The sequence below is a fragment of the Sphingomonas sp. 22176 genome (assembly GCF_052045505.1).
In the GTDB taxonomy this organism is placed as follows: Bacteria; Pseudomonadota; Alphaproteobacteria; order Sphingomonadales; family Sphingomonadaceae; genus Sphingomonas.
This window is the reverse complement of sequence record NZ_JBQEPL010000010.1, coordinates 74517-89381: the sequence shown is the minus strand read 5'-3', so window position 1 is coordinate 89381 and position 14865 is coordinate 74517. Positions and strand designations below refer to the sequence as shown.

The 14865-nt window shown below is 64.3% G+C and carries 9 protein-coding genes and 2 pseudogenes; 5 read left to right on the top strand and 6 right to left on the bottom strand.

The features are described 5' to 3' along the window. Nucleotides 1–76: 76 nt before the first annotated feature. Nucleotides 77–2989, top strand: coding sequence for a TonB-dependent receptor (locus ACTJKY_RS20455; protein ID WP_440847929.1), 2913 nt, complete (start codon nt 77–79; stop codon nt 2987–2989). An 11-nt stretch (nt 2990–3000) separates the two neighbouring features. Continuing rightward, nucleotides 3001–4632, top strand: a complete 1632-nt coding sequence (locus tag ACTJKY_RS20450; RefSeq protein ID WP_440847928.1) for an FAD-dependent oxidoreductase — start codon at nt 3001–3003, stop codon at nt 4630–4632. A 183-nt stretch (nt 4633–4815) separates the two neighbouring features. On the opposite strand, the gene ACTJKY_RS20445 is transcribed toward ACTJKY_RS20450, so the two are convergent. Beyond that, nucleotides 4816–7704 carry a TonB-dependent receptor gene (locus tag ACTJKY_RS20445; RefSeq protein ID WP_440847927.1) on the bottom strand — a complete coding sequence of 963 codons (2889 nt, stop codon included), beginning with the start codon at nt 7702–7704 and terminating at the stop codon, nt 4816–4818. 1548 nt (nt 7705–9252) lie between these two features. Here ACTJKY_RS20445 and ACTJKY_RS20440 point away from each other — a divergent pair. From ACTJKY_RS20440 to ACTJKY_RS20430, 3 genes and pseudogenes are all read left to right on the top strand, one after another. Continuing rightward, nucleotides 9253–9405: a hypothetical protein gene (locus ACTJKY_RS20440; protein WP_440847926.1), complete on the top strand. Its 153-nt coding sequence runs from the start codon at nt 9253–9255 to the stop codon at nt 9403–9405. Further along, a pseudogene (locus ACTJKY_RS20435) lies at nt 9402–9818 on the top strand (transposase). The gene ACTJKY_RS20440 and the pseudogene ACTJKY_RS20435 overlap by 4 nt, the downstream one beginning before the upstream one ends. Next, nucleotides 9811–10137: pseudogene (locus tag ACTJKY_RS20430) on the top strand (IS5 family transposase); the annotation flags it as partial. The pseudogenes ACTJKY_RS20435 and ACTJKY_RS20430, both read left to right, overlap by 8 nt. Here ACTJKY_RS20430 and ACTJKY_RS20425 read toward each other — a convergent pair. The 5 genes from ACTJKY_RS20425 to ACTJKY_RS20405 all read right to left on the bottom strand — a co-directional run bounded on the left by ACTJKY_RS20425 (nt 10024) and on the right by ACTJKY_RS20405 (nt 14862). Continuing rightward, nucleotides 10024–10926 carry a tyrosine-type recombinase/integrase gene (locus tag ACTJKY_RS20425; RefSeq protein ID WP_440847925.1) on the bottom strand — a complete coding sequence of 301 codons (903 nt, stop codon included), beginning with the start codon at nt 10924–10926 and terminating at the stop codon, nt 10024–10026. The pseudogene ACTJKY_RS20430 and the gene ACTJKY_RS20425 sit on opposite strands and share 114 nt — an antisense overlap. A gap of 245 nt (nt 10927–11171) precedes the next feature. Then, nucleotides 11172–11513, bottom strand: a complete 342-nt coding sequence (gene speD / locus ACTJKY_RS20420; RefSeq protein ID WP_440847924.1) for an adenosylmethionine decarboxylase — start codon at nt 11511–11513, stop codon at nt 11172–11174. Next, entirely contained in the window at nt 11510–13120 is a 1611-nt protein-coding gene (locus tag ACTJKY_RS20415; protein WP_440847923.1) for a flavin monoamine oxidase family protein, read from the bottom strand. Before ACTJKY_RS20415 ends, speD begins: the two co-directional genes overlap by 4 nt. Continuing rightward, nucleotides 13110–14657: a polyamine aminopropyltransferase gene (locus tag ACTJKY_RS20410; protein ID WP_440847922.1), complete on the bottom strand. Its 1548-nt coding sequence runs from the start codon at nt 14655–14657 to the stop codon at nt 13110–13112. Before ACTJKY_RS20410 ends, ACTJKY_RS20415 begins: the two co-directional genes overlap by 11 nt. Next, nucleotides 14650–14862, bottom strand: coding sequence for a DUF350 domain-containing protein (locus tag ACTJKY_RS20405; RefSeq protein WP_440847921.1), 213 nt, complete (start codon nt 14860–14862; stop codon nt 14650–14652). The genes ACTJKY_RS20410 and ACTJKY_RS20405 overlap by 8 nt, the downstream gene beginning before the upstream one ends. Nucleotides 14863–14865: the final 3 nt, after the last annotated feature.

The following is a 14865-nucleotide window of genomic DNA, read 5'->3' as shown; positions in this document are numbered from 1 at the left end:
CGACACAGGGAGAGGTTCACCCATGGTTTCCGTGCGTTCTCAAATCCTCGGCTCGGCCGCGCTTTTGGTTGCGTCCGTGGCGCCGATCGCGACCGCGACGGCCCAGACGCGCCAGTTCGACGTCTCCGCGCAGCCAGCGCGCACCGGCATCCCCCAATTCGCCCATCAGGCTGGTATCCAGATCCTCGTACCGGGGCCCCTCGCGGACAATCTCCGGGTCAACCCCGTAAAGGGATCGCTCGACGTCGCCGCGGCGCTGCGCCGGTTGCTTGACGGCACGGATCTGGTGCCGGTGCGCGCGGGCGGCGCGATCGTCCTGCGCCGCCGAGCGGCGAACGAACGGGCGTCGCTCACGCCCGCCGTCGCGGAGGCGGAACCGGCGTCGATGCAGGTGACGGCGGAGCCCGAACCGCAGGAGGCACCGGGCGCGGGCGAGGAGATCGTCGTCACCGGCATCCGCGCCTCGCTGCAGCAATCGATCAATGTGAAGCGCGCCGCCGGCAATATCGTCGACGTCATCACCGCGCAGGACATCGGCAAGCTGCCGGACCAGAATGTCGCCGAGTCGATGAGCCGGATCACCGGCGTGCAGATCACCCGCCGCGAAGGCGACGGATCGAACTTCACGGTGCGCGGCATTTCGCAGAACCGGCTCGAGATCAACGGCCGTACCTTTCTGGGCCCCGGTGCCGGGGGCAGCGCCTCGCTGGAGTCGGTGAGCCCGGAGATCATCTCCAGCATCGTCGTATCGAAATCGCCGACCGCCGACATGCCCGAAGGCGCGCTGGGGGCGACCGTCAACCTCAAGACCAAGCGGCCGCTGGAGCTCGCCGATTTCGTTGTCAGTGGCCGGCTGCAGGGGGCCTATACCGACCAGGCGGATCATCTCGGCTATCGCGGATCGGCCTTAGTGTCGAAGACGTTCGCCGAGAATTTCGGGATTCTCGCCAGCGCGGCCTATTCCAACACGCACACCCGCGGCTATTCGTTCGACACCGGCGGCTGGACGCGCACGAATAATATCGACGGCAATGGCGACGGGGTGAACGATCCCGGTCTGTACCGCCCCAATCGCTATATGGCGCGGATCTACGATCGTGCTGAGGAGCGGCTGACGCTCAACAGCTCGGTCCAGTATCGGCCGGGGGAACGCTGGGAGATGATCCTCGACGGCACCTATACGCGGCTCAAGCGCAACCGGCAGAGCGCGAACTACCAGATCCTGTTCAACGACAACGACGTCGGTGCGGTCGCCGACGCCAACGGCACGGTGGTACGCTCCACCTATACCGGGGTGACCGTCCGCCCGCTGGTCTATGACGAGCCGACCGAGTTCAAGTCCACCAACATTGGCTTCTCGACCAAATATGAGGGCGAAATCGTCACGGTGAAGGCCGATGCGTCCTACGCCAAGGGCATCGGCACGGATGGGGGACCCGGCGCGTCCTTCACCTATGTGGTGGTGCCGCGCGCTGGCCGCACCGCCAACGCCACGATCGACTTCTCGCGCGGCGGCACCGTGCCTGACCTGTCGCTCGCGTCCAACTTCAACCCGAACGATCCGGCGCAGTACCAGCTCGCGTCGATCTTCGAGAACGACTTCCGTACCAACAATAAAGGCTATGACGGCCGAGTGGACTTCACCATCCGCACCGATGCCGGCCCGCTCAAGACGGTCGAGGTCGGCAGCCGCTACGAGTCGATCCAATTCTATTCCGAAGCGCCACAGAACATCCCGACGGCGGCCAGCCTGCTGTCGCGCGGGGACAAGAATGGCAACGGGATCCTGACTGTCGATGAGCTTCCCGGGCTGGTCTACAATAACGAACAGGGTAGCTTCTACCCGGGCGTGCCCGGCAATTTCCCGCACGACATCCTCGGCGGCACCACGAGCAAGCAGGCCGCGCGCGACGCCTTCGGCCTGCCCGTGCCGCGCGCCGACACGATCCCGTTCGGGCGCGTCTCGATCAAGGACGTCCGCCAGGATACGCTGGCCTTCTATGCCAAGGGCAATTTCGAAGGCACAATCGGATCGCTGCCGCTCACCGGCAATGCCGGCGTCCGCTACATCACTTTCGAGCGGATCTCCTCGGGCTATCTTTCGGACACCCAGCCGACGGCGTCCAAGTCGCGCTTCGGCTATTGGCTGCCGAGCGCCAACGCCGCCCTCAGCCTCCGCCGCGACCTCACCTTCCGGGTCGCCGCCGCGAAGGTCGTCGCGCGGCCCAGCCTCAGCGACGTGGGCGTGAGCTTCGTGCCGCTCTTCGTGTCGCGGACGGGTTCGCGCGGCAATCCCGGCCTGCGCCCGTTCGAGGCGACCCAGTACGACGCGACACTCGAATGGTATTTCGCGCCCTCCAGCGCGCTGACGGTCGCCGGCTTCTACAAGAACGTCGACTCCTTCACGCTCAACCGTACCCAAAGCGAATTCATCCCTGGCCTGTCGGACCAGGTAGACCCGAGCACCGGCCAGACTTATGGCGCGTTCCAGATCACCCAGCCGGTCAACGGCGCGTCGGGTAGGATCAAGGGCGTGGAGGTCGCCTATCAGCAGTCGCTGCGTTTCCTGCCCGGCCTGCTCGGCAACCTCGGCGTGCAGGCGAACTACACCTATGTCGACAGCGAGACGCCGCTGATCGACGAGGCGACGCGCGCTAGCCTGCCGCTGCCGGGGCTGTCCAAGCACAGCTACAATCTGATCGGCTTCTATGAGGACAAGACGCTCTCCGCCCGCGTCGCCTATATCTATCGTTCCAGCTATCTGCTCGGCCAGGGGAGCGCCGCCGCCGGCGGCAGTTCCTATGCGGCGGGGCGCGGCCAGCTCGACGCATCGGCGCAGCTCAACCTCACCCGCAGCCTGCGGCTGACCGTGGAGGCGATCAACCTCACCCGCTCGATCGATCGGCAATATCTGCAGGACTCGCTGCGGCTGCTGACGAGCGCGCGGGAAGATCGGCGCATCTTCTTCGGCCTGGCAGCGACGTTTTGAGGAGCACGGGCATGCGATCGCTTCTCCTCGCTTCGGCGGCGCTGCTCGCCGCGTCTGCTCCGGCCGTGGCGCGCAAGGCCCCGCTCCCCGCCGACATCGTCATCTATGGCTGCACCGCCGGGGGCGTGATGGCCGCGATTGAGGGCCGACGCCTCGGACGCAGCGTCACGCTGGTCTGCCGGGACGCCTATCTCGGTGGGATGACCACCAATGGTCTCAGCTGGTCCGACACCGGCAACCATCGTGCGATCGGCGGGCTGGCGCTCGAATTCTACCGCCGCGTGAAACGGCATTATGACGACCCGAGCGCCTGGATCCATGCGCCGCGACCGGCACGCGCCGAGAACTTCATCGACGATGGCGCGATGTGGCAATTCGAACCCAAAGTCGCCGAGCGCATCCTGGAGGACTGGGTGCGCAGCGCCGGCGTCCGTGTCGAGCGGCGCCAGCCGCTCGACCGCAGCCGCCAAGGGGTCGAACGACGCGGCGCGACGCTGGTCGCCTTCCGATCCAAGACGGGGCGGCGGTTCGCCGGGCGCATGTTTATCGATGCTAGCTACGAGGGCGACCTGATGGCGGCCGCGGGGGTCTCGTTCACGGTCGGGCGCGAGGCGAATGCCACCTATGGCGAGACGCTGAACGGGGTCCAACTCGGCAAGACGACCAACCATCAGTTCACGCTCGATATCGACCCGTACAGAATACTCGGGGACCCCGGCAGCGGCCTGCTGCCGCGGATCAGTGCCGAGAAGCCTGCACCTGACGGCAGCGCCGATACCAAGATCCAGGCCTATACCTATCGATTGTGCCTGACGGACGTGGCGTCCAACCGTCTGCCGCTGCCCAAGCCGGCGGGATACGACGCCAGCCAATATGCGCTGCTGCAGCGCTACATGGACGCGGGCTATCGCAACTTCTTCCAGAAGTTCGATCGCATTCCGAACGGCAAGGCGGACGTGAACAATTTCGGCGCGTTCTCCACGGACAATATCGGCAGGAATTATCGCTACCCGGAAGGCAGCGACACCGAACGCCAGGCGATAGCGCGCGCGCATGTCCGGTATCAGCAGGGCCTGTTGTGGTTCATGGCGCACGACCGGCATGTGCCGGCCGAGACCCGCGCGGAGATGGGGCGCTGGGGCCTGTGCCGCGACGAATTCACTGCCAGCGCCGGTTGGCCGCGGGAGATGTATGTCCGCGAGGCGCGGCGAATGGTGTCCGATTTCGTGATGGCGGAGCCGCAGGTACGCGGCCTCCAGCCGACGCCGCGGCCGATCGGCATGGGCTCGTACCAAATGGATTCGCACAACACCCAGCGCATCGTCGATGCCAAGGGTCATGTGCGCAACGAGGGCAATATCGAGGTGCCCGTCGGCCACGCCTACCCGATCAGCTACGACGCCATCGTGCCGAAGCGCGCGGAGGCCCAGAACCTTTTGGTTCCGGTCGCCCTGTCGGCGTCGCACATCGCCTATGGCACGATCCGGATGGAACCGGTCTTCATGATCCTCGGCCAATCTGCGGCGGCCGCCGCGGATCTGGCGATCCAGGGCAAGCTGCCCGTGCAGGCGGTTCCCTATCCGCAGCTGCGCGAGCGGTTGATCTCGGAGGGACAAATCTTGGCGCTTGACGAAGGATCATAGGGCTATCGCCGAAAAACACCGACAGATTTGGAGTTGGCAAGTAACGGCCAGCAGACATAGACCACCGCGTCCGCAGCGGGTACGGGTGCCCTGAACCCCGATAGGCTGGGCTCACCCAGATCCCGAACGAACAGTGCAGCGGCGGTTATGAGCGGCGGCGCGGAGGGCGCCGCCGCCGCAGTCTCAAAGCTTTATGCGAACGCCGAAATTGTAGCGCGCGCCAGTTTCCTGCCGGAGCAGGTATCGCTCCTCGATGGCCGACCACTCGTCGATCTTTGTATTCGTCACGTTGACGCCCTGGAGATAAAGCTGGAAGTTGGGCGTGAGGTCATACGACAGGTTGAAATCGAGCTGTCCGTAGGCCGAGCGATTGCGCGGTCGCGATTGGCTGTCGCGGCAGTTGCGCAGATAGTCCGAACGCCAGTTGTAGGATACGCGCGCCGAGATCCCGTATTTCTCGTAGAACACGCTGCCGTTCGCCGAGTGGGGCGACAAGCCGTTATAGCCGCAGGAGAAATCGCTCAGCGTCTGGTCGCGCTTCGCGCTGCTGGCGACATAGGTGTAGTTGCCGGTCACTCCGAACCCGCCGACGAAGCCGCCCAGCGCATCAAGTGAATATTGCGCGCCGACCTCGATTCCCTTGATTGTCCCGGTCTGACCGTTGCGGGTGCGTGTGTCCTGGTAGATGCGGCCGAAGCGGTCGACCGGCAGCGTCTGCAGCTCGAGGAAGTCGGACAGGTCCTTATAGAAGCCGCCCACGCTGATATAGCTGACGCGCGACAGGTACCATTCGACCGATAGATCGTAATTGGTCGAGCGAAACGGCAGCAAGCTGGGATTGCCGCCAGAGGACAGCGGCACGGCGATGCGGCCGCCATAGTCGTTGTTGACGCCAAGATCGGTCAGCGTCGGGCGCGTGATCGTCTGGGAAAAGGCGGCGCGGGCGATCAGCTTGTCCGTCAGGCTGTATTTGATGTTGGCTGAGGGAAGCGCGTTGAGGTAGCTGCTGCGCACTGCGATCGCCGTGGCGGGGCCATAGGTATATTGGAGCGTGTCGTCGCCGGGCGTGTTGTTGATGCTCGTCACCGGCGTGTCGAAGCCAGAGGACAGCACCTCGGTGCGGATCACGCGGACCCCGGCATTGCCGGTCCAGCGATCGTTGCCGAACTGCATGCTGATATAGCCCGCGGTGAGCCGCTCGCGCACGTTGACGGTGCCGCGCAGCTGCTCGCGGACGCCGAAGGGGCCGCCGTCCAGCGCCTGCACCTGTGCCGCGAACGCCGCCTGCTGCTGCGGGGTGCGCCCGTTGGAGGGAATAGCGAGGGTTGCGGGATTGTTCAGATAGGCGAGGAAGGCCTGCGGATCGACCTCGAATACCGAGGGCGGGATGTTCTGGCCGCCGCCGAGCAGGTCGCCCCATTGATAGGGCTTCAGCAGCCCCTGCGCGATCGGCACCTGATAGCCGCAATAGGTGCAGCTGGTGTCGCTGTTGTTGAACGAGCGGTTGACCTTTCTCCGCTCGGTATAGGACAGGCCGACCATGACGTTGCGCAGGATCGAGCGGTCGACGTCGAACTTGGTGTCGAAATGATATTCCGAGCCGCGATCGCGCGAGCGGTTGGCGTCGATCCCCATATAGTGAAGACGCATCAGATCGGGATTGTTGATGATGTTGTTGTCGAAAGAGATCGACGGGATGCCGTTGCCGCCGTCAAGCTTGAACTGGTAATTGTACGGCAGCAGCGCACCATAGACGAGATAGGCGTTGGGCGAGCTGCGATTGGCGCCGGTGGTGGAGGCGTCGAAGCGCAGCTCTATGTTTTCCGCCGGATTCCATTTTAGATTGGCGCCGATTTGATAGCTGTCGGACTTGCGGTTGGTCGTGTTGTAGACGTGATCGACCTTAGCGTTGACGCCGTTGTTCGTCAGATCGGGGTTGGCGGCCAGGAATTGCGGGTTCTGGGCAATGAAGTCGCGCCCGAGCATGGTGAGGCCGGTCGCCGTGTTGGTGCCGTCGAACGTCGGCTGAAAATAAGGTGCAGCCATGAAGTTGTCGAGGCGACGGGTCACGCCGGAGATGTTGAAGCGCGAGTAGATGCCGTCGACGGTGATCTCGAGATTGTCGCTCGGTTTGAGCTGAACCGCGCCGGAGACGTTGATCCGCTCGCGTTCCTCCTGTGCGCGCTGGTAGTAGAGGCTCTGCGGCAGGTTGGCGTTGCCGGTGACCGGATAGCGTGGATCGGTGCCGGTGATCATCGTCGGCACGCCGCCGATCAACTGCACGATGTTCGGGCGGCCATTGATCCAGCCGTCGATCGCGATCGTGTCGGTCTGGCTTTGGCGCTTAGTGTAGGAGCCGGCCAGCAACACCCCGAAGGTCTTGTCCGGATTGGCATAGGAGACGGTGGCCGAGAGATCGGGCGACACCTTCTTGCGCGAGCGATCATAGATGCCGCCGATCTGCGCCGCCGCCTGCAAGCCGCCGGGGCCCTTGAGCGGGCGCGCGGTCACGATGTTGACCGTTGCGCCGATGCCGCCTTCCTGCAGCTCGGGCACGCTCGATTTGAAGACGTCGGTGCGCTGGATCATGTTCGACGAGAGGACGTCGAAAGAAAATTCGCGGCCGGCATTGTCGGTCGCCATGACGCGGCCATTGACCAGCACCGTGTTGAACTCGGGGCCGAGGCCGCGAACCGTGATGAACTGGCCTTCGCCGCCCGAACGGTCGATCGCGACGCCGGTGATGCGCTGGAGCGATTCGGCGATATTCGCGTCGGGGAACTTGCCGACATCTACCGCACTGATGGAGTCGACGATCTGGTTGGCCTCGCGCTTCACCTGCGCCGAGGAGCTGAGGCTGGCGCGGATGCCGGTGACGACGATCTCATCGCGAGCAGCGGTCGTGTCGTCCGGCGCGGGAGCCGAGCTATCCTGCCCCATGGCGGCCGCCGTCGGCGTCTGGTCCTGTGGGCTGGGCGCGGCGAGATCGGGGGAAGATCCGGTTTGCGCAAACGCGGGTGCACCCGACAGCACGCTGCCGAGCAGCAAGCATAGTTTTAGCGACGTTGACATGACGCGTTCCTCTCCCATTTGAAACATAATTACCGCTCGTTGGCGGAAAATATCTTGTTTTTTCAATCTATGAGAAAAACAAGTTGAGATATCAAGGCGAGAATGTAACCGGTTAACCTGTGATCGCTAACATCCGGAGAGGCGGACGATCGCTCCAGTTCTGGAAGAAGCCTGGCAGCGATGACACCGCGCGCCTTGGTACAGTTGCCCGCTTGTGCGGATCCCTTCTGGGATCGCACGCCATCCACCACGCTGCATCGTATCTTCGGGAGCGCGGGCACACGCTCGCTCCCGAACTTGCAAGCGGGCGGCGCTTCCTGCTTGCACTGCGGAGGTGTCGCCATGCCGATGCAATTTGTTCCGGGGGAAGTGTGGCGGCGCTACTGTCGTTTCTTCGCCCGACCATTTCCGCCGCCGGCCGGTAGGGCCGCCGACCAAAGCGGCCGTGCCATGGTCGCGAACGCCTCCGGCGGCGCGTTCGCGACGGCGCGATCATAGGTCAGCAACCCGTTGATCTGGCCCTCCACGTTGGCCGTCTGGGGTGTAGACCGAGGCGCTGAGACCATGGACCCGGGCCTGGCAGACGATCTCCTCGAACTTGCGCCGGTATCGGTCGAGATAGTCCGTGGAGTCGTTGTAGACCTGATAGCTCCCAGAGCTTGTCGTTCCGCCACAGATGCCCCTCGATCGGCTGGCCGACCCCGCCACATTCGCCGATCACGATCGCACGGTCGCTCTGTCGGGTGGGGACATGGGGCACGTCCTCATAGGTTTGGATGTCGAACACGTCGGAAGCTCCAGGCCCGACATTAAGCCAACTGCTGTCGGGCATTGACCGGCCGGCTCGGGTCAATGGTCTTCACGAAGCGGGCAAGGGTGGCTGAGTCATACTGGCCCAGCCTTCATTGTTTACCAGCCACAGCATGATCGAGGGAAGGTGCGAAGACGGTGCAACTCCGATGTCGCGAAGCTCGTAACGATCCGAGCCGAGGCTCAGGCGCTGATGGATACACATCCGCCCGAACCGCCAAGCAAGTGGAGGCAAGTCCCCAAGGCCCGATGGCCCCGGACCCTCGCCTGCCTCAGCCCCGAAAATGTTACGGTTCACACTTGGGGCGTCGATATCACCACCAAATCATATCTCGATGAGGGCTACGGGTACGAGGTGCCGCGCCGCAAAGCGGGACCTCCCGATGCTCGCAGCTTGCTATTGGGAGCCAAGCCAAGGTGTGTACTGGCACGCCCCATGCTGAACGGCAACTTCCCACCATTTTTCGCCATGGCGGCTCGCGGCCCACTTGCGGGCAATCCGCCGAGCGGTAAGCGTATGGTGATGCCGCGGGATAACTCGAGACTAGGCGGCGTGGACAAATTCGGGGCAGGCTGGATGCCTATCTGGGTTGATCGCCCGTTACGAATTGCACGACAAAGAACAGCACTGCGCATCCGCACCAGAAGATCGCCCATGCCGTGAAGGCCCGACGGAACGCCGTCGGGTATTCTGGTTTCTTAATGAACCAGACGAAAATATACGGGCACCAGAGGGTCATGAGCCCCATCAGCGCCAGTTTCAGTGTCGATGCCTTCGGCGCGGCGTCGTTTATTGGCACGGCTGTCATGGATGAACTTATTTCCCAAAGGGCGGCTTTCGCAATCGAGCTGCTGAAGGAAACGCGCGGCGAGATTGACGTGAAGCGATGAGGTTGATTCAAGGCTGCCTTTTGGAGGTAGGCTTGAGCCGCGGTGATCTGACTGAAACGGAATGGCGCGTTATGAAAGGCTTGCTGCCGATCGAGCCTCAGAACCGTGGTCGAGGCCGTCCGCCCGAGCAAAACCGTTCGATCATCAACGGCATACTCTGGCGGCTCCGTTGCGGCGCTCCGTGACGCGATGTCCCGCCCAAATACGGCAGTTGGAACACCATTTATCGCCGGTTCCGACGTTGGAGCGAAGCGGGAGTCTGGGAGACCATCGCCGTGACATTGGCCGAGTGGCGGATAGCGACCATTACAGCATCGACAGCACCACCGTTCGCGCCCACGTCTCGGCAGCGGGCGGAAAAGGGGAACTCATCGACGCGCTCTTGGCCTCTCGCCGGGCGGGTTCACCAGTAAGCTTCACTGTCTGGCAGATACCCTCGGGCGACCACTCGCCTTCCATCTGACGATCGGCGAGGCGGCAGATTGCAAAGCCTATGACGCCCTGATCGGCCTGTCCGAGCGTCCACCTAAGGCTTTGCTCGCCGACAAGGGCTACGACGCTGACGCGATCCGTGCCGACCTTGCCGAACGGAATATCGAAGCCGTCATCCCCGGCAGATCAAACCGCCGCGTGAAAATCGAGCATGATCGGGCGCTCTACAAGCAGCGCAATCGCATTGAGCGCATGTTCGGGCAGCTCAAAATCAACCGCGCCATCGCCACCCGCTACGATCAACTGGCCAACAGCTTCCTCGGAATGGTCCATATCGCCACCGCCAGATACTGGCTCAAATTTGTCCACACCGCCTAGATCGATCTGGTCCCAGCGCATCTCCGCCACTTCGGTTTGGCGTTGTGCAGTAAGTAGGAGCATTTTCATGAAACCACCGGCAGGGTAACCGAGCAAGTCGGCACCTACGTAAATGCGCCGCACCTCGTCCATCTCGAGGACACGGTCGCGCGCATTCTCAATCTTTGGCTTACCAATTGCCCCCGCTGGTGAAGACTCTATCCAGTCTCGCGAGACAGCATATCGAAGAAGCGTGCGCACCAAAGTCAGGTTACGGTTCGGCGATACCTCGCCTTCGATCGAGTCGATAAGTTCGCGCACGTCAACACGGCGGATAGTATCAAGTTTCCGGTCACCCCATTTCGGCACAACGTGGATCTCCAACCGTCGCTTTTGCAACCGCCAGGAGCGGTTGTTCGGCTTGGCTACCTTGTCCAACCAATCCTCTGCCAGCTGACCGAACGTCCGGTTCACTCGCGGCGTGCCAGTGGTCGCCAAATCCTCAAGAAACTTGCGGGCCTCTTCGCGCGCCTTGCCCACGCCGAGCGTTGAGTAGCTGCCGAGCGTCTTATTAAGCACCTTAGTGCCCGCTCGCGTTCGCACGATCCATGACTTCCGGCCACCCGCTCCGATGCGGAGCCGCAATCCGGTGACGAGATCGTCAAGATACTCTGCTTGTCCGACCGAAGGCGGCCTCAACGCGGCTACGCGAGTATCGGTCAACCTGGCCATGTTACCTATCTTTCTGTCAGGTAACATTTTAGGTCACGGGGAATGGGACACCCCGCAATAATCTAGGACCCCCTGCTCCCTATTTCTCCTCCAAAAGAGACAGTCATAGACGCCCTCGGAAGCCTCTTGCCACGCCTTCTAAGCTTCAGGCCGCTGGTTCGAATCCAGCCGGGCGCGCCATTGCTGGCCGACAAAAATCCTTGCTGCGTTGTGCGATGCCTCCCAAGGCCATACGCCGACCTGCCTTATCGCAGAAACCTCCGCTCTATCACCGTGCACCGCGCAATCCTGGCGTCCAGCCGTAGCACAATCGCATCAAGTCCCGCCTGAAGGTCATGGGTCGCCGCGCACAGGAAGATGTCCACGCAGGCGGTGCCATATTCGGGCCAGGTGTGGATAGAGATGTGCGATTCGGCGAGCAGCGCCACGCCGGTGACGCCCTGCCCCACCCCGAAACTGTGCAGCCGCACTTCTAGCAGCGTCGCCCCCGCCGCCGATGCCGCCGCGATCAGGCAGGCTTCGATATGCGCCGCATCGGTTAGCTGCCTGCCCTCCGCGAGATCGGCGATGAGATGATGACCGATCACAGCAGGCTCGCGTAGGGATGGCCGAACAGCGCCATCGCGCCCTCGGCTGCGACCACGCCCTGATAATTTGCTTCCTCGAACAGCGACAGGCCGCTCACGTCCGAATGGGCGAGGAACAGCGGCGGCTTCGGCCGAACGGCCTCGCCGCGTGCCAGGAAACCGGGAGTCGGGCGGATCATCGCGTGTCCCCAGCGCCAGAGGTCGATGCGCCGGATCGCGTCCGCGAGATCGGGGTGCATGGCAAGCAGATCGTCGCGCACCATCTGCTTCCACGCATCCGCCGGCCGTTCCAGCAGCAGGCGCCGCGCGACCGGCGGCGGCATGTCCGAGAGCGGCAGATACCAGGTAAGCACCGTCGCGGTCGGATGCGCGTCCGGGGCTTGGTGCGTGGCGACCACATAGCCGAGGGCCTCGCTCGTGCTCGACACATTGTCCCACGCGAGCGGCACCCCGCGGCCACCCGGCAGGCGATCGACGGTGACGTTTGCGATCAACCACGGCGCGTAGGTAAATGCCTTGTCGCTCGCCACCGCGGGGCAGATCCGGGCAGCGACGAAGTGTGGCATGGCGAGGATCACGGCGCGGGCCCGCGTCCGCACTGTCACACCGACGGCGGTGTCGAAGCTGTCCACCAGCACCGTTTCCCCTTCTTGGGCGACATGGTGGACGATATGGCCGCGGGCGATGCGATCGGGAAAGAAGCCCGCCAGCCCGCGTGCCAGCCGGGCGTTTCCCTCGGGCCAGGTCAGTTCGTTGTCGCCGGCGCCGTCCACCGTCCAGCCGCGCCGACCGGCGAAATAGTGCACGCCTGCCCAGGCCGAGGCTTCGTGCGGCTCGGTCCCGTGATCGTCGCGCATCGCGTAGCGGACATGGGCGCGCAGTACCGGCGAGTGCCAGCCTTGCTGGTCCAGCCAACTGGCGAAATCGAGACCGTCCAGCGCAACTAGATCGGAATCGCCGGAGCTATAGGCTCTCGGCACGGCGAAGGCTGGTTTGCCGTCGCTGCCGATCCGCGCGGAATACCCGGCCATGGTTTTTTCGAACGCGGCCAGGTCGGCGCGATCCTGGGGCGTCAGGCCCGTACGGGGAACCAGCCCCTCCTGCCAACGCCCCTGCCAAAACAGCCGCTCCTGCAGATCGGCGCAAAGCTGCTCGGGATCATAGACCGGCACGCCGTCGCGCTCGCCGACAAGGATGCCCAGCTGGCGGAGCAGATGCCGCACCGCCTTCGCCTCGCGATTGGGTACCGGCAGGTAATGCGCCCCTAGCGGATAGGCGGAAACCGCATTGCGGCCGCCCCGGGCATTGCCGCCAACCGCATCCTCCAGCTCGAGCAGACGGAAGCGGGTGAAACCGGCGTCGTGGAGCCGCCAGCCGGCGGACAGGCCCGCGATGCCGCCGCCGGCGATCACCACGTCGACCTCCTCGAAGCGGCTGGGCGCCGGAAAGCCGCCGTCGCGCAGACGATGCCCGCGGGCGAGATCGGCACCGCCCAGCGCACCCGGCGGCAGCGGGGCACCAGGTTCCAGCGCCATCGCTAGGCCGCCGCCGGCAAGCGCGACCGCACCTGCCCCCAGCCCCAGCACCGTCCGCCGGTCAGCCTTCATAGCGGCTCCACGCGTCGGCGAACTCGCGGACGAGTACCTGGTTGTCGAGCCGGTTCACCGGCGTCGGGCGACGCGCCATGTCCGGCGGGAAGTCGAACAGTGCAGCATCACCAGCCGGGGTGAGAAACCGCCCGCCTGCTGGAATGCGCGCCTCCACGGGGAGGGATCGCGCGGCAGCGAGCACGAAGCCCCATTCGCCGAAGCTGGGCACATAGACATGGTAGCCACGCGTCTGCAGGCCCGCCGCCTCCAGCGTGGTCGCAACCGTCCAATAGGCCATCGGCGCGACCAGCGGCGAGGTACTCTGCACCACCATTGCGCCCGCCGGCGCCATCAGCCGCCGCACGGCGCGGTAGAAGGTCTCGGTATAGAGCTTGCCCACCGAATAATCGACGGGGTCGGGGAAATCGACGATGATCGCGTCGAACGATCCCGCCCGCGTCGCCGCCGCCTCGCGCGCCCAGCGAAAGCCGTCGGCGTTGATCACCGTCATGCGGCGGTCGGTCAGTGCGCCCTTGTTGAGCGCGGTTAGCATCGCCGTCTTGGAGAACAGACCGGTCATCTCGTCGTCGAGATCGACCAGCGTCAGGTGCCGGACCTCGGGATGCCGCAGCACCTCGCGCGCGGCGAGCCCGTCGCCGCCGCCCAGGATCAGGACGTTGCGCGGGTTCGCCACGCGCCCCAGCACCGGCTGCACCAGCGCCTCATGATAGCGATACTCGTCGCGCGAAGAGAATTGCAGGTTGCCGTTGAGATAAAGCCGCAGATCGTCTTCGCGGCGCGTGAGCACGATGCGCTGATACTTGGTGCTCACCGCATAGATCACCGGCTCGCCATAGCTGGCCACCTCCGCCCAGCGCTGAAGCCGGTCCGATGCGGCGAAGCCGGCGGCAAGCGCCAGCAGCACGATCACGGCCGAGACGGTCTCGCTGCGGTACCGGCTTGCCCGGGGCAGCGTCAGCAGCACCGCCAGCGCCACGCCGGCATTGAGGATGCCGAACAGGAAGCCGGTGCGGATCATGCCGAGATGCGGCATCAGCAGCAGCGGGAACAACAGGCTGGCCGCCAGCGCACCGACATAGTCGAAGGTCAGCACGTTCGAGACCGTCTCGCGGAAATCGAAGCCGCGTAGGATGCGGATCAGCAGCGGGATCTCGAGCCCGACGAGGAAGCCGATGCCGACGACCAGCCCGTACAGCGCGACCCGGAAATGCTCGACCAGCGGAAACAGCACGAACAGCGCCGCCGCCGAGGCGCCGCCCAGCACGGCGATCAGCAGCTCGACGCGGATGAACAGGCGCAGCTCGTCGCGGGTGACGTAACGCGAGCACCAGCTGCCCAGCCCCATCGCGAACAGATAGGTGCCGATCACGGTCGAGAATTGCGTGACGCTGTCGCCGAGCAGATAGCTGGCGAGCGTGCTGGCCAGCAGCTCGTAGATCAGCCCACAGGTGGAAACGACGAAGGCAGAGGCAAGCAGCGCGGCGGCAGGTGCCGACGCGCGGGATTTCGGATGCGCGGGATCGCCTTTAGCCATGAATGGCGGCAGCGACGATGATGGCGAGCCCAATCGCGACCGCGCCGGAGAAGATCGCGACCGCGACGTTCTGCTTGTCGCGGATCTCCTCCCACAGCTTCCCCGGGGTCAGCAGGTCGAGCACGAAGAAGCCGACCACGAAGACGAGGATGCCGACCACGGCATAGAGCAGCGTCGCGAGCAGCGCCGGAAGGGTAGTGACCATGGT